The sequence below is a fragment of the Pseudomonas sp. GM33 genome, assembly GCF_000282295.1.
Taxonomy (GTDB): Bacteria; Pseudomonadota; Gammaproteobacteria; order Pseudomonadales; family Pseudomonadaceae; genus Aquipseudomonas; species Aquipseudomonas laurylsulfatiphila.
On sequence record NZ_AKJO01000075.1, the window covers coordinates 15,265 to 33,127 of the forward strand.

Below are 17,863 nucleotides of genomic sequence, written 5' to 3' on the forward strand. Positions count from 1 at the left end.
GGCGTCCGTCAGACCTTTCACACAGTACCGGGTGACTGCCTTACACTGCGCGGCATGAAAACCATCCCCCATACGCAAATCGCGGAACCCGCAGTCACGTGCTCGACCTGCGCAGCCTGTTGCTGCCAGCTCGAAGTCATGCTGATCACCGACACGGGTGTGCCTGAACGGTTCATCGATACCGATGACTGGGGCGGGGAAGTCATGCTGCGCCTGGACGACGGCTGGTGTGCCGCACTGGATCGCAACACGATGATGTGCACCATCTACGAAAAACGTCCGCTGATCTGCCGGGAGTTCGAGATGGGCGCACCGGAGTGCATCGACGAACGCTTGGGGATTTCGACGGCGTATCGCTAATTTGAAGTTGTCCCAATACCAATGTGGGAGCGGGCTTGCTCGCGAAAGCGTCAGATCAGTCGATCAAAGTGTCGACTGATCCACTGCTTTCGCGAGCAAGCCCGCTCCCACATTTAGTACAACGTTGCTGTCTTACAACGGCATCGTGTAATGCAATGCGTAACTTTCTACACCATCGTTCGGAGTGGTGATCCCGGCGTTGGAATAGTGCGTCGCACGAATCCCGACTTCATGTCCGCCGGCAAAGCGCAAACCGAATCCAAAGCGGTCTTCAAACTGGAAGGCGCTGCCCAGATCGTTGCTTTCGACTTCGGTACTGGCAAACGCCGCCACGCCAACCCCGAACTCGACGTAGGGTTTGACGTTCTGACCGGAAAATTCATAAACCAGCACAGGCGAGAACGACAGGCTGTGATTACTGGATTTCTCGTCACCTTCCCAATAGGTGTACGCACCGCTCCAGTAACCGGTCAGGCGACCCACGTCGCTCTGCCACCAACTCTGGTCCCAATCGAATTGCATGCCCAGTCGATACGTCATGGTCGAATCGCTGGTCTGACCAACCGCGAACTCCACACCTGCCGCCTGCGCAGTAAAGGTGTGCCCCATTAATGCGGCCGCAATCGCGGCCAAGCAGAATAGTCGCTTCACTAGAAACTTCCTTTTCCGAACGATTTCGTATGATTTTTTTGTTGCCTGGCCCAGCAAAACTATAGAAGTCAGCGATTTATCAGAAGTTCACCCCGATTTTTCGTACTCCCCCAGAAAGCCTTCTACCGGTTGAAGCTTCGCACAACGCCAGAGGTATTCCACAATATCGGCAAGATATTTCTGAAATGAAGCGGATCGGCGCTGGTCCAGAACTGCGCTTCACGGGCAGGCCCGGCGGCGAGCAGTTCGCGTTCGGCCAAAAGCCGCTGGAGTTGCCGCGCGACGGCGGCACCGGTATCGATCAGGCTGATGTCCGCGGGGATCATCTGCCGGAGCATCGGCTTGAGAAAGGGGTAATGGGTGCAGCCAAGAATCAGGGTGTCCGCGCCAGCCGCCAGCAGTGGCTCGACATACCCGGCCAACAGCTCACGCAGCTCGGCGCTATGCAGGTCGCCGTTTTCAATCAGTTCCACCAGCCCGGGACAGGGCTGGGTGATCACTTTCACGTCCGTGGCGAAGCGGTCGAGCAACGCGGCGAACTTGGCGCTCTGCAAGGTGCCGGTGGTGGCCAGCACCCCGACCACGCCGGAGCGGGTCGCGGCGGCCGCCGGCTTGACGGCCGGCTCCATGCCGACGATGGGCCATTCGGGATAGTCGCGACGCAAGTCGGCGACGCCGGCCACCGTTGCCGTGTTGCAGGCCAGCACCAGGGCCTTGGCACCCTGCTGCTGAAAGAAATCGGCCATCACGCTGCAACGCTGCTGGATAAATGCCGGAGTTTTCTCGCCATAGGGAACTTTGCCGCAATCGGCGACGTACATCAGCGTCTCGTTGGGCAGCAAGCGCTGGATCTCGGCCAGCACCGAGAGTCCACCGACACCGGAGTCGAACACGCCAATCGGCGCTTCACGCATGTTTCGACCCACAGACGCTGCAGCCCGGATCACGCTTGACCCGCAATTCGCGAAAGCGCGTGCCCAAGGCATCGATCAGCAACAGGCGCCCCACCAGTGGCTCACCGAATCCGGCCAGTAACTTCAGCGCTTCAAGCGCTTGCAGGCTGCCGACCAGTCCCACCAGTGGACCGACCACGCCGGCTTCGCTGCAGGTCAGTTCGGCTTCGCTGCCGTGCCCGTACAAACAGTGGTAGCACGGACTCTCTGGCCGACGCGGATCGAACACCGACAGTTGGCCTTCAAGGCGAATCGCCGCACCACTGACCAGCGGTTTGCCGGCGGCGACGCACGCGGCATTGACCGCTTCACGGGTGGAAAAATTGTCCGAGCAATCGAGGACCAGATCCACCCCGGCCACCACGGCGGCCAGGGAATCTTCGTCCAGCGCCGCGCGATGGGCTATCAAGCGGATCTCGGGATTGATCGCCGTCAGGCGCTTGAGCGCCGAATCGACCTTGGTCATACCGACGCTGTCAGTGTCGTGAATGATCTGGCGTTGCAGGTTGGTCAGGTCGACCGTGTCGAAGTCCGCCAGGTGCATCTCGCCAATGCCGGCGGCCGCCAGATACAGCGCCACTGGCGCGCCAAGGCCGCCGAGTCCGACGATCAATACGCGACTGTCCTTGAGCCGCAACTGGCCGTCGATATCGATGTGTTGCAGCAGAATCTGCCGACTGTAACGCAGCAACTCCTGATCATTCAGCACGGCAGGCGCCCCAGACTGATGCGTTGGTGACCGCCCAGATCGGTGCGGCTGTGGACTTCTTCAAAACCGCGAGTCAGCAGCAGGTCGCGGACCGCCTCGGCCTGATCGTAACCGTGCTCGAGCATCAGCCAGCCGCCAGCGTCGAGATGATCCGGCGCCTGGGCGACGATCAGACGCAGATCGTCGAGCCCGTCGACACCGGCCACCAGGGCACTGGCCGGCTCAAAGCGCACATCGCCCTCGACCAGATGCGGATCGGCCGCTGCAATGTAGGGCGGATTGCTGATGATTAGCTGAAAACGCTGACCTTCCAGGGCACTGAACCAATGGCTGCTCAGCACCTTGGCGTTGTTCAAGTGCAGGCGCTGGCGATTGCGCTCGGCCAGGGCGACGGCTTCCAGCACGCGATCCACGGCCGTGACGCTCCAGGCCGGACGCTCACTGGCCAACGCCAGGGCAATCGCGCCGCTGCCGGTACCGAGGTCGAGCACCTTGGCCGGTGTGGCCGGCAACAATTCCAGCGCAGCCTCAACCAACAGTTCGGTGTCCGGGCGCGGGATCAGCGTGTGCGGCGCCACCTCCAGGTCCAGCTTCCAGAAACCTTGCTGGCCGAGGATATAGGCCACCGGCTCGCCGCTGCGGCGGCGCTGCAAATACTCGGCGAACGTCAGCGCCGCTTCGCTCGGCACAATGCGTTCCGGCCAGGTGTGCAGGAAACTGCGGGACTTGCCCAACGCCGCCGCCAGCAGCAATTCGGCATCCAGACGCGCCGTCGGCGAGTCGGGCAGATCGGCAGCACGCAACAAACTGGCGATGATCGTCATTTACTCACCTATCGCTGCCAGTTGATCGGCCTGGTACTCGGCCAGCAACGGCTCGATCACCGCCTCGACGCCGCCGGCGAGGATCTCGTCGAGGGAATACAAGGTCAGGTTGACCCGGTGGTCGGTGACCCGGCCCTGGGCAAAATTGTAGGTGCGGATGCGCTCTGAGCGATCACCGGACCCCACCAGCAGCTTGCGTTCGCTGGCGATGGCGTTGGCCGCGGCGGAGGTCTGCTGATCGTTCAGCTTGGCCGACAACCAGGACATCGCCCGGGCGCGGTTCTTGTGCTGCGAGCGTTCTTCCTGGCACTCGACCACGATGCCGGACGGCAAGTGCGTAATGCGGATCGCCGAATCGGTCTTGTTGACGTGCTGGCCACCGGCGCCGGAGGAGCGATAGGTATCGATGCGCAGGTCGGCTGGGTTGATCTCGATGGCTTCCTGTTCGTCCGGCTCGGGCAATACCGCCACGGTGCAGGCCGACGTATGGATGCGCCCCTGGGATTCGGTCGCCGGAACCCGCTGCACGCGGTGCGCACCGGATTCGAACTTGAGCTTGCCGTAGACGTTGTCGCCCTCGACCCGGGCAATCACCTCTTTATAGCCGCCGTGTTCACCCTCGTTTTCCGAGAGGATCTCCACCCGCCATCCACGACGCTCGGCGTAACGCGAATACATGCGGAACAGGTCGCCGGAGAAAATCGCCGCCTCGTCGCCGCCGGTACCGGCACGGATTTCGAGGAACACGTTGCGCCCGTCGTTCGGGTCCTTGGGCAGCAGCATGCGCTGCAGGTCGGCTTCGAGCGTGACCAGGCGTTCCTTGGCCTCGCGGACTTCTTCCACGGCCATTTCACGCATGTCCGGGTCGCTGTCCTTGAGCAGCGCCTGGGCGCCCTCGAGGTCATCCTGCACTTTCAGCAGTTCTTTATAGGTGCCCACGATCGGTTCAACTTCCGCGTACTCCTTGGAATAGGTACGGAACTTGTTCTGATCGGAAATGACCTCGCCGTCGCCCAGCAGGGCAGTCAATTCCTCGAAACGGTCCTGGAGAATATCCAGCTTATTGAGCAGTGACGCTTTCATTGCGGTTTTTTATCCGAAAAGCTATCCGATGAGCCCTCACCGAGGGCAAAGAGTTCCTGGGCCATCGCCAGCGCGTCCAGGCGACCTTCGGCAGAGAGCTTTTTCAACTGCACGCTCGGAGCGTGCAAGAGTTTGTTGGTCAGCCCGCGAGCCAGTTGCACCAGCACCTCTTCGGCGCTGCTGCCATTGGCCAGCATGCGCTGGGCCTTTTGCAATTCTTCGTCGCGCAGGCGTTCGCTCTGTTGACGATAGGCCTTGAGCACGTCCACCGCCGCCAATTCACGCAGGCGGACCATGAAGTCTTCGGCGCCGACCGAGACCATCTCTTCGGCGGCCTGGGCAGCGCCCTGGCGGCTCTTGAGGTTCTCGGCGACCACTTCGTGAAGATCGTCGACGCTATAGAGGTAAACGTCGTCCAACTCGCCGACTTCGGGTTCGATATCGCGGGGAACGGCGATATCCACCATGAAAATGGGTTTGTGCTTGCGCAGTTTCAAGGCGCTTTCCACGGCACCCTTGCCCAGGATCGGCAACTGGCTGGCGGTGGAACTGATGACGATATCGCTGCGCACCAGCTCTGCCGGTATATCCGACAACAACACCGCATGAGCGCCGAACTGCTCGGCCAGGATGCTCGCGCGCTCCAGGGTACGGTTGGCGACCACGATGCGCTTTACCCCCAGGTCATGCAGATGGCGGGCGACCAGGGTGATGGTCTCGCCGGCGCCGATCAACAAGGCCTGGCTGCGTTGCAGGTCGCTGAAAATCTGCTTGGCCAGGCTCACCGCGGCAAATGCCACCGATACCGGGTTTTCGCCAATGGCCGTGTCGGTGCGCACCTGCTTGGCCGCGTTGAATGTGGCCTGGAACAGCCGCCCGAGCAATGGCCCGATGGTGCCCGCCTCGCGAGCCACGGCATAGGCCGACTTCATCTGGCCGAGAATCTGCGGCTCGCCCAACACCAGCGAGTCGAGCCCGGAGGCCACCCGCATCATGTGACGAACTGCCGCATCATCTTCATGCACATAGGCGCTTTCGCGCAGCTCGTCGTAGCTCAAATGATGATATTCGGCCAGCCAGCGCAGCACGACATCCGCCGACAGGTGATCCTGTTCTATATAGAGTTCACTGCGATTGCAGGTGGAGAGGATCGCAGCTTCGCGGCTGTCGGTGAGTCGGCAGAGCTGCTGCAAGGCCTCAACCAGCTGCTCAGGGGTAAAAGCCACGCGCTCGCGGACGTCTACTGAAGCAGTCTTGTGGTTAATACCGAGTGCAAGGAAGGCCATTCAAAGTCGCTGATGGTGACGTGAAGCCGGCAATTGTCCTACTTCGACGGAATCAGAACAACTACTCGATATCTATCGCGCCGATGGGACGCCCCGGCTTGCGAGCCATTCTCGTTCCCGACCTGTAGGAGCTGCCGCAGGCTGCGATCTTTTGACTTTGTTTTTCAAGATCAAAAGATCGCAGCCTGCGGCAGCTCCTACAGGGGCATCGCGCAAGTCCGGGGATTGGGTAAATTGGCGGGCCGGTTATGTTTGGCCTAAAGCTTGTGTCATGATGATCCGACCGCAGGTTAGTCGTCCTCTTCCTATATGAATAGATCTTCCGCGTTGCTCCTCGCTTTTGTCTTCCTCAGCGGCTGCCAGGCCTTGGCACCCGTTTCGTCGGACGGTACGCCGCCGGTTGAAGACAGCACCCCGGCCCCTGAAAAGCCGAAGGTCTACAGCTCCTTCAGCGAGGAAACCGTCTTCAGCCTGTTGAGCGCCGAACTGGCTGGCCAGCGCAATCGTTTCGATATTGCCCTGGACAACTATGTGACCCAGGCCATCAACACCCAGGATCCGGGCATCTCGGAGCGGGCATTCCGTATCGCCGAATACCTGGGCGCCGACCAGGCTGCCCTGGACACCGCACTGATCTGGGCGAAAAACGCCCCCGACGACCTCGAAGCGCAACGCGCCGCTGCCGTGCAACTGGCCCGCGCCGGGCGTTATGACGACTCCATGGTCTATATGGAGAAAGTCCTGCAAGGCAAGGGCGACACTCATTTCGACTTCCTGGCGCTGTCGGCGGCCGACACCGACCAGGACACACGCAACGGCCTGATGAAAAGCTTCGACCGCTTGCTGCAGCGCCATCCGAACAACAGCCAGCTGATTTTCGGCAAGGCGCTGCTGATGCAACAGGATGGCGACACCAAAGGCGCACTGAAACTGCTGGAAGACAATCCACCGGACGACGGCGAAATTGCCCCGATTCTGCTGCGCGCACGCCTGCTGCAAACCCTCGATCGCGGTGACGAGGCCTTGCCGCTTCTGCAGAAAAGCATCAAGAAATACCCGGACGACAAGCGCCTGCGCCTGACTTATGCGCGGATGCTGGTTGAACAGGACCGTATGGACGACGCCAAGGCCGAGTTCTCGAGCCTGGTTCAGCAATACCCTGAAGACGACGATCTGCGATACTCCCTGGCACTGGTCTGCCTGGAAGCCAAGGCGTGGAACGAGGCCAAAGGTTATCTTGAAGACCTGATCGCCCGGGACAGCCACGTCGACTCGGCGCACCTGAACCTCGGCCGCATCGCCGAAGAACAAAACGACCCGCAAGGCGCATTGATCGAGTACGCCAAGGTGGGCCCGGGCAACGATTTCCTGCCGGCGCAATTGCGTCAGGCCGACATCCTGATAGACAACGGCAGGACCGCCGAAGCGCAAAGAAAGCTGGCGGCAGAGCGCGACGAGCAGCCGGATTACGCGATCCAGCTGTACCTGATCGAAGCCGAAACCCTGTCCGCCAACAATCAGGGCGACAAGGCCTGGAGCGTTCTGCATCAAGCCTTGCAGCAATACCCGGACGATTTGAACCTGCTCTACACCCGTGCCATGCAGGCGGAAAAACGCAATGACCTGGCGCAGATGGAAAAAGACCTGCGCACGATCATCAAGCGCGACCCGGACAATGCCATGGCGTTGAACGCCCTCGGCTACACCCTGTCCGACCGCACCACACGCTACGCCGAAGCCAAGGCCCTGATCGAACAGGCGCACCAGATCAGCCCGGAAGATCCGGCGGTACTCGACAGCCTTGGCTGGGTGAATTACCGCCTGGGCAATCTCGACGAAGCCGAGCGCCTGCTGCGCCAGGCCCTGGAACGCTTCCCCGACCAGGAAGTCGCCGCGCACCTGGGCGAAGTCCTGTGGGCCAACGGCAAACAGCGCGAAGCCAGACAAGTCTGGGGCAAATTCCTCAAGGAACAGCCTGACAGCCCGACCCTGCGTGGCACCATCAAACGCCTGACCGGATCAGAGACTCTTTAAGATTATGTTTTTGCGCCATTTCATCGTTTTCAGCTTTATCGCCCTGCTCGCCGGTTGCGCAGGCCTGGGTCCCCGCGAATCGGTCGAGGGACATGGCAACGCCGCCCAATGGCGCGAGCACAAACAGCAACTGACCGGCCTCGACGGCTGGCAGATCGACGGCAAGATCGGCATCCGTGCGCCAAAAGACTCGGGCAGCGGCACGCTGTTCTGGCTGCAGCGCCAGGATTACTACGATATTCGTCTGTCCGGGCCACTGGGCCGTGGTGCGGCTCGCCTGACCGGACGTCCGGGCAAGGTGTCGCTGGAAGTCGCCAACCAGGGACGCTACGACGCGCCGAATCCGGAAGTACTGCTCGAAGAACAGCTGGGCTGGAAGCTGCCGGTGTCCAATCTGGCCTGGTGGGTACGCGGGCTCCCGTCTCCGGACAGCAAAAGTCACCTGACCCTGGATGCCGACAGTCGCCTGGCCAACCTCGAGCAGGATGGCTGGCAGGTCGAATACACCGACTACACCCAGCAAAACGGTTACTGGCTGCCCGAGCGCATCAAGCTGCATGGCACCGACCTTGACGTCACCCTGGTGATCAAGGCCTGGCAACCGCGCAAACTGGGGTCATGACATGCCAGCCAATCGCCTGACTTTGCCGTCCCCGGCCAAACTCAATTTGATGCTGCACATTCTCGGTCGCCGCGAAGACGGCTACCACGAACTGCAAACGATGTTTCAGTTTCTCGATTACGGCGACGAAATCACCTACGCCCTGCGCGATGACGGTGTCATTCAACTGCACACCGAATTCGCCGGCGTACCCCACGACAGCAACCTGATCGTCAAGGCCGCGAAAAAACTCCAGGAGCAATCCGGTTGTTCGCTGGGCGTCGATATCTGGATCGACAAGATCCTGCCCATGGGCGGCGGGATCGGCGGCGGCAGTTCGAATGCCGCAACGACTTTGCTCGGCCTCAATCACCTATGGCAATTGGGCTGGGATGAAGATCGCCTGGCCGGCCTGGGATTGACACTGGGCGCCGACGTCCCGGTTTTCGTTCGTGGTCATGCGGCTTTCGCCGAGGGTGTGGGGGAGAAACTGACCCCTGTCGACCCGGAAGAACCGTGGTATCTGGTGCTGGTACCGCAAGTCTCTGTAAGTACGGCAGAAATTTTTTCAGATCCGTTGTTGACACGTAACACTCCTCCCATTAAAGTGCGCCCCGTTCCCAAGGGAAACAGTCGAAATGACTGCTTGCCGGTGGTAACAAGGCGTTATCCAGAGGTACGTAACGCTTTGAATTTGTTAGGTAAATTTACCGAAGCAAAACTCACCGGAACTGGAAGTTGTGTGTTTGGGGGCTTCCCAAGCAAAGCTGAAGCTGATAAAGTCTTGGCCCTTCTGACAGAGACCCTTACAGGTTTTGTAGCAAAAGGAAGCAACGTTTCGATGTTGCATCGCAAGCTTCAAAGTCTGCTCTAAAGGAACCGATTACCGGGTAATCGTTGCAACAGATACAGGGGCGTCGCCAAGCGGTAAGGCAGCAGGTTTTGATCCTGCCATGCGTTGGTTCGAATCCAGCCGCCCCTGCCATTTTCCTATACTCATCCAGGTTACCCTCAGCCTTCAGGTACTGCGCGTGTCCAAGATGATGGTCTTTACGGGGAACGCTAACCCCGATCTGGCTCGGCGTGTCGTACGTCAGCTGCATATCCCTCTCGGTGACATCTCTGTCGGTAAATTCTCCGACGGCGAAATTACAGCCGAGATCAATGAAAACGTCCGCGGTAAAGACGTCTTCATTATTCAGCCGACTTGCGCTCCGACCAACGATAACCTGATGGAACTGGTAGTGATGGCCGATGCCTTCCGCCGTTCCTCGGCTACTCGTATCACTGCTGTTATTCCTTACTTTGGTTATGCCCGTCAGGATCGCCGTCCGCGTTCCGCACGTGTGGCTATCAGCGCGAAAGTCGTGGCTGACATGCTTACCGTAGTCGGCATCGACCGTGTTCTCACGGTTGATCTGCATGCTGACCAAATCCAGGGTTTCTTCGATATTCCGGTAGATAACATCTACGGCTCCCCGGTTCTGGTGGATGACATCGAAGATCAGCGCTTCGAAAACCTGATGATCGTGTCCCCGGACATTGGCGGCGTCGTGCGTGCACGTGCCGTTGCCAAATCCCTGGGCGTGGATCTCGGGATCATCGACAAACGCCGTGAGAAAGCCAATCACTCTGAAGTGATGCATATCATCGGTGATGTCGAAGGGCGTACCTGTATTCTGGTTGATGACATGGTCGATACCGCCGGCACCCTGTGCCACGCGGCCAAGGCCCTGAAAGAGCATGGCGCTGCCAAGGTTTTCGCCTACTGCACGCACCCTGTGCTGTCGGGTCGGGCGATCGAAAACATTGAAAATTCCGTGCTGGACGAGCTGGTGGTGACCAACACCATTCCGCTGTCCGCTGCAGCACAAGCCTGTGCGCGTATCCGTCAACTGGATATCGCACCGGTAGTTGCCGAGGCGGTCCGCCGCATCAGCAATGAAGAATCGATCAGCGCGATGTTCCGCTAAGGGCCCTGCCCTTCTCGAAATGTCTCGTTGACGAAAAGCGCCCCGCCCCGGCATTCCTGTCGGGGCGGGGCTTTTTTGCCCATATCGCCTTTAGCGCTGGTCGCAAACGCTGGGGCGAGTGTGGTTATTTTGGAGATACAACATGAACGATTTTACTCTGAATGCTGAAGTGCGTTCCGACCTGGGGAAAGGTGCGAGCCGCCGCCTGCGTCGTCTCGCAAGCCTGGTTCCAGCTGTAGTTTACGGTGGCGACAAAGCCCCTGAATCCATCAGCATGCTGGCCAAAGAAGTTGCCAAACTGCTCGAAAACGAAGCGGCTTACAGCCACATCATCGAGCTGAACGTTGGTGGCACCAAGCAGAACGTCGTGATCAAAGCCCTGCAGCGTCACCCGGCCAAAGGCCACGTGATGCACGCTGACTTCGTACGCGTAGTCGCTGGCCAGAAACTGACCGCGATCGTTCCAGTGCACTTCATCAACGAAGAAGCACCGACCAAGAAAGGCGGCGAAATCTCGCACGTTGTTGCCGAGATCGAAGTTTCCTGCCTGCCGAAAGATCTGCCTGAGTTCATCGAAGTCGACCTGGCTAACGCTGAAATCGGTTCGATCATTCACCTGTCGGACCTCAAGGCGCCTAAAGGCGTTGAGTTCGTGGCCCTGGCACACGGCGATGACAAGGCTGTTGCCAACGTCCACGCTCCACGTGTTGCTCCAGAAGCTGCAGAAGGCGCTGCAGAGTAATTTACTCTGCGCTGCCGGAGTGACCGGAAACATCGCGGACTAGAGCATAGCGAGAAAGCGGGCGAGAACGCGGAGTTTACATCATGGTAAATGAGCAATTTTCGTCCACTTTCGCCGCTTTCCCTGATTGCGGCGATGTTATCCACCACTCCAATGAAGGGCCCCTATCGTGACTGCCATCAAACTGATCGTTGGCCTGGGAAATCCAGGCGCTGAATACGAACAGACCCGGCATAACGCAGGGGCCCTTTTTGTTGAGCGCATCGCGAACGCACAAGGCGTGAACCTTGTGGCGGACCGCAAATATTTCGGCCTGACCGGGCGCTATTCGCACCAGGGTCAGGATGTTCGTCTGTTGATTCCCACCACGTACATGAACCGCAGCGGCCAAGCCGTGGCGGCACTCGCCGGTTTCTTCCGCATCAAGCCCGAAGAAATTCTCGTGGCGCACGACGAACTCGATCTGCCTCCGGGCGTTGCCAAGCTCAAAGTAGGCGGCGGCCATGGCGGTCACAACGGGTTGCGCGACATCATTGCGCAACTGGGCAATCAGAATACCTTTCACCGCTTGCGGCTTGGCATTGGCCACCCGGGCGTTGCCAGTATGGTTTCAAATTTCGTCCTGGGTCGTGCGCCACGCGCCGAACAGGAAAAACTCGATGCCAGCATCGACTTTGCCCTCGGCGTGCTGCCGGATATCCTCGCCGGGGAATGGAACCGCGCGATGAAAAACCTGCACAGCCAGAAGGCCTGACTCACTCCTCGGGGAAAACACCATGGGATTCAATTGCGGCATCGTCGGTCTGCCTAACGTCGGCAAGTCCACCCTGTTCAACGCCCTGACCAAATCCGGGATCGCGGCCGAGAACTTCCCCTTCTGCACCATCGAACCGAACAGCGGTATCGTGCCGATGCCGGATCCGCGTCTGGAAGCCCTGGCGGCCATCGTCAATCCAAAGCGCATCCTGCCGACCACCATGGAGTTCGTCGACATCGCGGGCCTGGTTGCCGGCGCGTCGAAAGGTGAAGGCCTGGGCAACAAGTTTTTGGCCAACATCCGTGAAACCGATGCCATCGCCCACGTGGTCCGCTGCTTCGAAGACGAGAACGTGATTCACGTCTCCAACAGCGTCGACCCGAAACGCGACATCGAAATCATCGACCTGGAACTGATCTTCGCCGACCTCGACAGTTGCGAGAAGCAACTGCAGAAAGTCGCGCGCAACGCCAAGGGTGGTGACAAGGACGCCGTGGTCCAGAAAGGCCTGCTGGAGCAACTGATTGCTCACTTCACCCTCGGCAAGCCTGCACGCAGCCTGATGAAGACCATGAGCACCGACGAAAAAGCGGTGATCAAGGGCTTCCACCTGCTGACCACCAAGCCGGTCATGTACATCGCCAACGTCGCTGAAGACGGTTTCGAGAACAACCCGCACCTGGACGTGGTCAAGGCCATCGCCGAAGAAGAAGGCGCCGTGGTTGTACCGGTGTGCAACAAGATCGAAGCGGAAATCGCCGAGCTCGATGACGGTGAAGAGAAAAACATGTTCCTCGAAGCCCTGGGCCTCGAAGAGCCTGGCCTGAACCGCGTGATCCGCGCCGGCTACGAAATGCTGCACCTGCAGACCTACTTCACCGCCGGTGTCGAAGAAGTCCGCGCCTGGACCGTGCGCGTCGGTGCCACCGCACCACAAGCCGCTGGCGTAATCCACACCGACTTCGAGAAAGGCTTCATCCGCGCCGAAGTGATCGCCTACAACGACTTCATCCAGTACAAGGGCGAAGCCGGGACCAAGGAAGCCGGTAAATGGCGTCTGGAAGGCAAGGACTACATCGTCAAGGACGGCGACGTGATGCACTTCCGCTTCAACGTGTAAGCTACACGCCCAAGAAAAAGCCGCGTTTGATACGCGGCTTTTTTTGTGCCTTGTTTTTGCTTTTCTGTGGGAGCGAGCTTGCTCGCGATAGCGGTGTGTCAGCCAACAAAGATACTGACTGACACTCCGTCATCGCGAGCAAGCTCGCTCCCACAGGGGATTTGTGCTGGATCAGGACTTTTTCGTACGAGGCAGGAAGATCGCCAATACCCCGAACAACGGCAGGAATGAACACAGGTAATACACGTACTCGATGCCGTGAATATCCGCCAGGTGCCCCAGCAACGCCGCGCCAATCCCGCCGAAACCGAACATCAAACCGAAGAACACCCCGGCGATCATCCCGACATTGCCCGGCACCAGTTCCTGGGCGTACACGACGATGGCCGAGAACGCCGAGGCGAGGATGAAGCCGATGACCACGCTCAGGATGCTGGTCCAGAACAGGTCGACATGGGGCAGCAACAAGGTGAACGGTGCAACGCCGAGGATCGAGAACCAGATCACTGCCTTACGCCCGATCCTGTCGCCGATCGGCCCGCCAAAGAATGTCCCCGCCGCTACCGCACCGAGGAACAGGAACAGGTGCAACTGCGAACTGGCGACCGACAGGTCGAACTTCTCGATCAGGTAGAAGGTGAAATAGCTGGTGAGGCTGGCCATGTAGAAATACTTGGAGAACACCAGCAGCCCGAGCACCACCAGCGCACTGGTCACTCGGCCCTTGGACAGGCCGTGAGTCGCTGCCTGACCTTGCTTGAGCTTGAACAGGTTCAAGTGGTTGGCGTACCAGCGGCTGATCCGGTACAGCACGAACAGCGCAAACACCGCGAACAGGCCGAACCAGGCCACGTGCCCCTGGCCGTAGGGAATGATGATCGCCGCCGCCAGCAAGGGGCCGAACGCCGAGCCTGCGTTACCGCCGACCTGGAAGGTCGATTGCGCCAGCCCGAAGCGCCCGCCCGAAGCCAGTCGCGCCACCCGGGACGCTTCGGGGTGGAAGGTTGAAGAACCGATGCCAATCAAGCCCGCCGCCAGCAAAATCAGCGGGAAGCTGCCGACCACCGACATCATCAGAATGCCGACCAGGGTGCACACCGTACCCGCCGGCAGCAGCCACGGCTTGGGGTGGCGATCGGTGTAGTAACCGACCCACGGCTGCAACAGCGAGGCCGTCAACTGGAATGTCAGGGTGATCAGGCCGACCTGGGTGAACGTCAGGCCATAGCTGGCCTTGAGCATCGGGTAGATCGACGGCAGCACCGACTGGATCAGGTCGTTGATCAAATGCGCCAGCGCCACCGCGCCGATGATGCGCATTACCAAGGGACTGCTTTGGGGCGTAGCGGACGCCGGCACTGAGCCGGTCTGGGCGTTGCTGATAGCCATGGGAATTTCCAGACAACAGGAGGTACAAACGGGCAGATGCGCCAATGTGCCATTTTTCAGTGCGGCAACGCCATCCCCTTAGCCTGCTAACGACCTCGACTTTCATCGCCACATCGTTGATGGCGCAACGCCATGGTCTGAATCTTGCCTTCTTTGTCGGCTTGAACGCGGCTTCCTTACAAAGGAGACCGACAATGGGAAGTTTCGCCACAGAGTCAGCCTACAGAGCGGACAAGGGTGAACTTTCGAGGCCTTTTTAGAGGGCACGAGTCGGCGGTGCAACAACCTCCGACGCACGCCAATGGTGCGTGGTGTCCATAGGAGTCTTGGGGCATGCAGGCTTTTTTATCACCGGGGATCGGGTTGCTGGGGCGTTTTGGCTTTGCGCGCAAATTCCAGCTGTTGTTTCTGCTGTTTATCCTGCCGCTGGCCGGCAGCCTGTGGATGATCGGCCAGGACTATCGCGACAAACTCAGCCTGATCTCCGGCGAACGTGCCGGGGTGCGGCAACTGCTGGCGCTTGATGCACTGGATGATCTGCTCGCCGCCCAGCGTGATCGCGCCGCCCGCTGGCGCGCCACGGAAACCAACCGCCAGCCGACACCCGCCACCCTCGCCGCGATGGCCGCCTTCGATGCAGTCCAACCCGCCGTCAGCCAGGCCACCGTCGAGTTGGGCAATGCCCTGCAAAAAGAAGCTGCCGAGAGCGAAACACTCAGCCGTTATCAGGCCCTGCAAACCGCCCTTGATGGCCTCGACTCGAAAAGCCTGAGCAGCGTCGGCTGGTGGCCGGATGGCTACGATCGCTTCACCAACGCCCTGAGCGCCCTGCAGGCCTTGCGCGAGCAGATCGCCATGGACAATCGCCTGACACTGGCACCGTGGCTGGAGACTTATCTGCTGACGCAGATCTCCACCCAACACGCACCCGACCTGATCGAACGAGTCGGTCGCCTGGCGGCGGTGGGCCAGGCGTCGGTAGTGTCCGGGCAGTTCACCCTGCAAAGCCGCCTGCAACTGCGCGACCTGCGCAGCCGCATCGGCGATGCACGAGAGCAGCTTGTTAAAACCGCTGGTCTGCTCGAAGCGCGCTTGCCCAGCGCCCTGCAAACCTGGGCCGGGCATTACCATGACAGCCTCAAGCGCCTCGATACGGGCCTTAAGGTGCTGGATGACGGCGTGTTCGGCGGCAGCATCAACCTCAAGCCAGAGGACTTCGAACGCAGTCTAGACGCCCTGCTCTCTGACCTCGCCTCGTTGCGCCAGCAGTCGCTGGTATCGCTGGATCAACGCCTGGATTACTACCACGGCTCGGCGATCCGCCAGTTCATTGTGGTGGCCGCCGTGTTCGGCTGCCTGCTGTTGGCTGCGCTGTATCTGTTCATCTGCTTGCAGGCTTCGATCCGCCGCAGCGCCAGCGGCATCACGGTGCTGGCCGAGGCCTTGCGCGATGGCAATCTGAGCCTGCAAGTGCCGGTTCAGGGACGGGACGAACTGGCGGTCATCAGCACCGCGCTGAACGTCGCCGTGGTGCAACTGCGCACCAGCCTGCAAGGCGTGGATCACGAAACCCTGCAACTGAGCCACGCGGTGCAATCCCTCAACTATCACTCCAGTGACGCCCTGGGCGAAGTCGAAGCCCAGCAATTGCAGATCAGCCAGATTGCCGCAGCGGCGACGCAACTGGCCGCCACCTCACAAGGGGTCGCCCACAGTTGCGAACAGGCGTCCGGCAGCGCCCAGCACACCCGGCGCATTGCCGCCGACAGCAGCCGCGACAGCCAGCGCACCACCGCGAGCATCCAGCAACTCAATCAACGTCTGAACGAGACAGCGGCCGCCCTGGGCCGGGTCAGCGAGCAAGGACAGCAGATTCAACTGGTGGTCGACACCATTCGCGGCGTCGCCGAGCAGACCAACCTGTTGGCACTCAACGCCGCCATCGAGGCGGCGCGGGCGGGCGAACAAGGGCGTGGCTTTGCGGTAGTGGCCGATGAAGTACGCAGCCTGTCGCAGCGCACTCAATCGTCGACCGCACAGATTGCCGGCACGGTCGACAGCCTGCGTCACACCGTGAACGAGGCCGTCAACCTGATGGAAGCTGCGTGCACTCAGGCAGAGAGTGATGCGCAAGCGGTCACCGGCCTTGGCGAACGGCTCGGAGAAATCGCCAGTGCGGTGCAGAGTGTCACCGATACCCTGGCGCACATCGCCACGGCGGTGGAAGAGCAGGCCAGTACCGCCGACGAGGTCAGCGGCAATATTCAGCAGGTCGATCAGGCGGCGCTACGTTTGCTCGAAGGTGCCCGTGCGGTGAACCAGGCAGCGGACACCCTGAGTCAGGGCAGCAAAGCCTTGAGCGACAACACCGGGCGTTTCCGCTTGAGTTGAATCCGGCAGCCCTGCTCAGGCACGGATCACCGCTTCCGGGAAGTCCCGCTCAAGTTCGGTCTTGAGCCAGTCGATAAACCACGCCACGTCCGCCGACAGTTCGGCGGACGGCGTGAGTACCCGATAGCTTTCCAGCTTCACTTGCGCGTCCACCACCCGCACCAGCTTGCCGGAATGGAGTTCTTCACGCACCAGCACTTCGTTGGCCAGCGCAATGCCCTGCCCGCTCTCGGCCACCGACAGCGCGTGGTCATTGTTGACGTAGAGCATGTCCGAATTGAGGTGAATGTCGAGGTCGTTGGCGGCGAACCACAGGTTCCACCACTCGCCGTCATCGACGTGGATCAGGTTGTGTTTCACCAGGTCCGCGGGGCTGCCGATGGGCTCGACGCTGGCCAGATATTCAGGGGAACAGATCGGAAACACCCGAGGGCAAATCAGGCTGGTGCGGGAGTGGGCATATTGGCCGTCCACCCCGTAGACAATGCCCAGATCAGCGCTTTTGCCATCCACTTCGGTGAAGGTCGAATTGGGTTCGATGGCGAACTTCAAACCCGGGCGCAGGTGACGCATGGCCTCGATGCGCGGCATCAGCCAGCGCTTGGCGAACCCTGGCACTACCATGATGCGCAGCCAGCGCTCGGCGTGTTTGGGCTGCGCCTCTTTTCCGGCTTCGATGATCAACTGCAAGGCGGCGGTGATCTTGCGGTGGTACTTCTGCCCCGCCGCCGTCAGGTTGACCCCGCGAGAGGTGCGCTCGAACAGTTGGATGCCCAGCCAGTCTTCCAGCAACTTCACATGGCGGCCGATGGCCGGCTGGGTCACGTGCAGGGCTTTGGAGGCTTCCACATAGCTGCCCAAGCGCGCCGCTGCATCAAAGGCACGCACCGCGTTGAGGGGTGGCAAACGCTGGTCAGGCATGGTTCTGAACGCCTTCTGCTGTTAAATTTTTTAACAGCCCCTATGTTAAAATTGAAGTTTCCCCCCCGC

17 protein-coding genes and 1 tRNA gene are annotated in these 17,863 nt (G+C 60.3%); 10 read left to right on the top strand and 8 right to left on the bottom strand.

Annotation, left to right across the window (positions count from 1 at the left end; genetic code table 11):
• Positions 1-54: 54 nt before the first annotated feature.
• Positions 55-360 (top strand): YkgJ family cysteine cluster protein, encoded by a 306-nt coding sequence (locus PMI26_RS0129555; protein WP_015096814.1) that lies wholly within the window; start codon positions 55-57, stop codon positions 358-360.
• Positions 361-492: 132 nt separating this feature from the next.
• Here the strand turns inward: PMI26_RS0129555 and PMI26_RS17395 are convergent, their stop codons facing one another.
• From PMI26_RS17395 to hemA, 6 genes are all read right to left on the bottom strand, one after another.
• Positions 493-1,011: an acyloxyacyl hydrolase gene (locus tag PMI26_RS17395; protein WP_007973874.1), complete on the bottom strand. Its 519-nt coding sequence runs from the start codon at positions 1,009-1,011 to the stop codon at positions 493-495.
• A 122-nt stretch (positions 1,012-1,133) separates the two neighbouring features.
• Positions 1,134-1,925: a glutamate racemase gene (gene murI / locus PMI26_RS17390; RefSeq protein ID WP_007973876.1), complete on the bottom strand. Its 792-nt coding sequence runs from the start codon at positions 1,923-1,925 to the stop codon at positions 1,134-1,136.
• Positions 1,918-2,673, bottom strand: a complete 756-nt coding sequence (locus PMI26_RS17385; RefSeq protein WP_007973877.1) for a molybdopterin-synthase adenylyltransferase MoeB — start codon at positions 2,671-2,673, stop codon at positions 1,918-1,920. The genes murI and PMI26_RS17385 overlap by 8 nt, the downstream gene beginning before the upstream one ends.
• Positions 2,667-3,497, bottom strand: a complete 831-nt coding sequence (gene prmC / locus PMI26_RS17380) for a peptide chain release factor N(5)-glutamine methyltransferase (protein ID WP_007973878.1) — start codon at positions 3,495-3,497, stop codon at positions 2,667-2,669. The genes PMI26_RS17385 and prmC overlap by 7 nt, the downstream gene beginning before the upstream one ends.
• Positions 3,498-4,580, bottom strand: coding sequence for a peptide chain release factor 1 (prfA, locus tag PMI26_RS17375; RefSeq protein ID WP_007973879.1), 1,083 nt, complete (start codon positions 4,578-4,580; stop codon positions 3,498-3,500). It abuts the gene before it with no gap.
• Positions 4,577-5,866 carry a glutamyl-tRNA reductase gene (gene hemA, locus PMI26_RS17370; RefSeq protein ID WP_007973881.1) on the bottom strand — a complete coding sequence of 430 codons (1,290 nt, stop codon included), beginning with the start codon at positions 5,864-5,866 and terminating at the stop codon, positions 4,577-4,579. The genes prfA and hemA overlap by 4 nt, the downstream gene beginning before the upstream one ends.
• Before the next feature lie 309 nt (positions 5,867-6,175).
• Here hemA and PMI26_RS17365 point away from each other — a divergent pair, with 309 nt between their 5' ends.
• From PMI26_RS17365 to ychF, 8 genes are all read left to right on the top strand, one after another.
• Positions 6,176-7,900, top strand: coding sequence for a tetratricopeptide repeat protein (locus PMI26_RS17365; RefSeq protein ID WP_007973884.1), 1,725 nt, complete (start codon positions 6,176-6,178; stop codon positions 7,898-7,900).
• 4 nt (positions 7,901-7,904) lie between these two features.
• On the top strand, positions 7,905-8,522 hold the full coding sequence (gene lolB, locus PMI26_RS17360; protein WP_007973886.1) for a lipoprotein insertase outer membrane protein LolB: 618 nt from the start codon (positions 7,905-7,907) through the stop codon (positions 8,520-8,522).
• A 1-nt stretch (position 8,523) separates the two neighbouring features.
• Positions 8,524-9,375 carry a 4-(cytidine 5'-diphospho)-2-C-methyl-D-erythritol kinase gene (gene ispE, locus PMI26_RS17355; protein ID WP_007973888.1) on the top strand — a complete coding sequence of 284 codons (852 nt, stop codon included), beginning with the start codon at positions 8,524-8,526 and terminating at the stop codon, positions 9,373-9,375.
• 36 nt (positions 9,376-9,411) lie between these two features.
• Positions 9,412-9,486, top strand: a tRNA-Gln gene (locus tag PMI26_RS17350).
• 46 nt (positions 9,487-9,532) lie between these two features.
• Positions 9,533-10,474, top strand: coding sequence for a ribose-phosphate pyrophosphokinase (locus PMI26_RS0129560; RefSeq protein ID WP_003171603.1), 942 nt, complete (start codon positions 9,533-9,535; stop codon positions 10,472-10,474).
• Positions 10,475-10,616: 142 nt separating this feature from the next.
• Positions 10,617-11,216, top strand: a complete 600-nt coding sequence (locus PMI26_RS17345; protein ID WP_007973891.1) for a 50S ribosomal protein L25/general stress protein Ctc — start codon at positions 10,617-10,619, stop codon at positions 11,214-11,216.
• Between the two features lie 169 nt (positions 11,217-11,385).
• A complete protein-coding gene (gene pth, locus PMI26_RS17340) occupies positions 11,386-11,970 on the top strand; it encodes an aminoacyl-tRNA hydrolase (protein ID WP_007973893.1) in 585 nt (194 codons plus the stop codon).
• A gap of 22 nt (positions 11,971-11,992) precedes the next feature.
• Positions 11,993-13,093 (top strand): redox-regulated ATPase YchF, encoded by a 1,101-nt coding sequence (gene ychF / locus PMI26_RS17335; RefSeq protein ID WP_007973894.1) that lies wholly within the window; start codon positions 11,993-11,995, stop codon positions 13,091-13,093.
• A 171-nt stretch (positions 13,094-13,264) separates the two neighbouring features.
• On the opposite strand, the gene PMI26_RS17330 is transcribed toward ychF, so the two are convergent.
• Positions 13,265-14,482, bottom strand: a complete 1,218-nt coding sequence (locus tag PMI26_RS17330) for an MFS transporter (protein WP_007973896.1) — start codon at positions 14,480-14,482, stop codon at positions 13,265-13,267.
• A gap of 855 nt (positions 14,483-15,337) precedes the next feature.
• On the opposite strand from PMI26_RS17330, the gene PMI26_RS17325 reads away from it, so the two are divergent.
• Positions 15,338-16,873, top strand: coding sequence for a methyl-accepting chemotaxis protein (locus tag PMI26_RS17325; protein WP_443200843.1), 1,536 nt, complete (start codon positions 15,338-15,340; stop codon positions 16,871-16,873).
• Positions 16,874-16,888: 15 nt separating this feature from the next.
• On the opposite strand, the gene PMI26_RS17320 is transcribed toward PMI26_RS17325, so the two are convergent.
• Entirely contained in the window at positions 16,889-17,794 is a 906-nt protein-coding gene (locus PMI26_RS17320) for a LysR substrate-binding domain-containing protein (RefSeq protein ID WP_007973900.1), read from the bottom strand.
• Positions 17,795-17,863 lie beyond the last annotated feature (69 nt).

What these genes read in the sequence shown, in the direction of transcription:
- ychF (WP_007973894.1), top strand. Translation starts at nt 11,993, where the DNA reads ATGGGATTCAATTGCGGCATCGTCGGTCTGCCTAACGTCGGCAAGTCC.
- PMI26_RS17320 (WP_007973900.1), bottom strand. Translation starts at nt 17,794, where the DNA reads ATGCCTGACCAGCGTTTGCCACCCCTCAACGCGGTGCGTGCCTTTGAT.
- PMI26_RS17330 (WP_007973896.1), bottom strand. Translation starts at nt 14,482, where the DNA reads ATGGCTATCAGCAACGCCCAGACCGGCTCAGTGCCGGCGTCCGCTACG.
- hemA (WP_007973881.1), bottom strand. Translation starts at nt 5,866, where the DNA reads ATGGCCTTCCTTGCACTCGGTATTAACCACAAGACTGCTTCAGTAGAC.
- lolB (WP_007973886.1), top strand. Translation starts at nt 7,905, where the DNA reads ATGTTTTTGCGCCATTTCATCGTTTTCAGCTTTATCGCCCTGCTCGCC.
- murI (WP_007973876.1), bottom strand. Translation starts at nt 1,925, where the DNA reads ATGCGTGAAGCGCCGATTGGCGTGTTCGACTCCGGTGTCGGTGGACTC.
- prfA (WP_007973879.1), bottom strand. Translation starts at nt 4,580, where the DNA reads ATGAAAGCGTCACTGCTCAATAAGCTGGATATTCTCCAGGACCGTTTC.
- prmC (WP_007973878.1), bottom strand. Translation starts at nt 3,497, where the DNA reads ATGACGATCATCGCCAGTTTGTTGCGTGCTGCCGATCTGCCCGACTCG.
- PMI26_RS17345 (WP_007973891.1), top strand. Translation starts at nt 10,617, where the DNA reads ATGAACGATTTTACTCTGAATGCTGAAGTGCGTTCCGACCTGGGGAAA.
- PMI26_RS0129555 (WP_015096814.1), top strand. Translation starts at nt 55, where the DNA reads ATGAAAACCATCCCCCATACGCAAATCGCGGAACCCGCAGTCACGTGC.
- ispE (WP_007973888.1), top strand. Translation starts at nt 8,524, where the DNA reads ATGCCAGCCAATCGCCTGACTTTGCCGTCCCCGGCCAAACTCAATTTG.
- PMI26_RS17325 (WP_443200843.1), top strand. Translation starts at nt 15,338, where the DNA reads ATGGACAATCGCCTGACACTGGCACCGTGGCTGGAGACTTATCTGCTG.
- PMI26_RS17365 (WP_007973884.1), top strand. Translation starts at nt 6,176, where the DNA reads ATGAATAGATCTTCCGCGTTGCTCCTCGCTTTTGTCTTCCTCAGCGGC.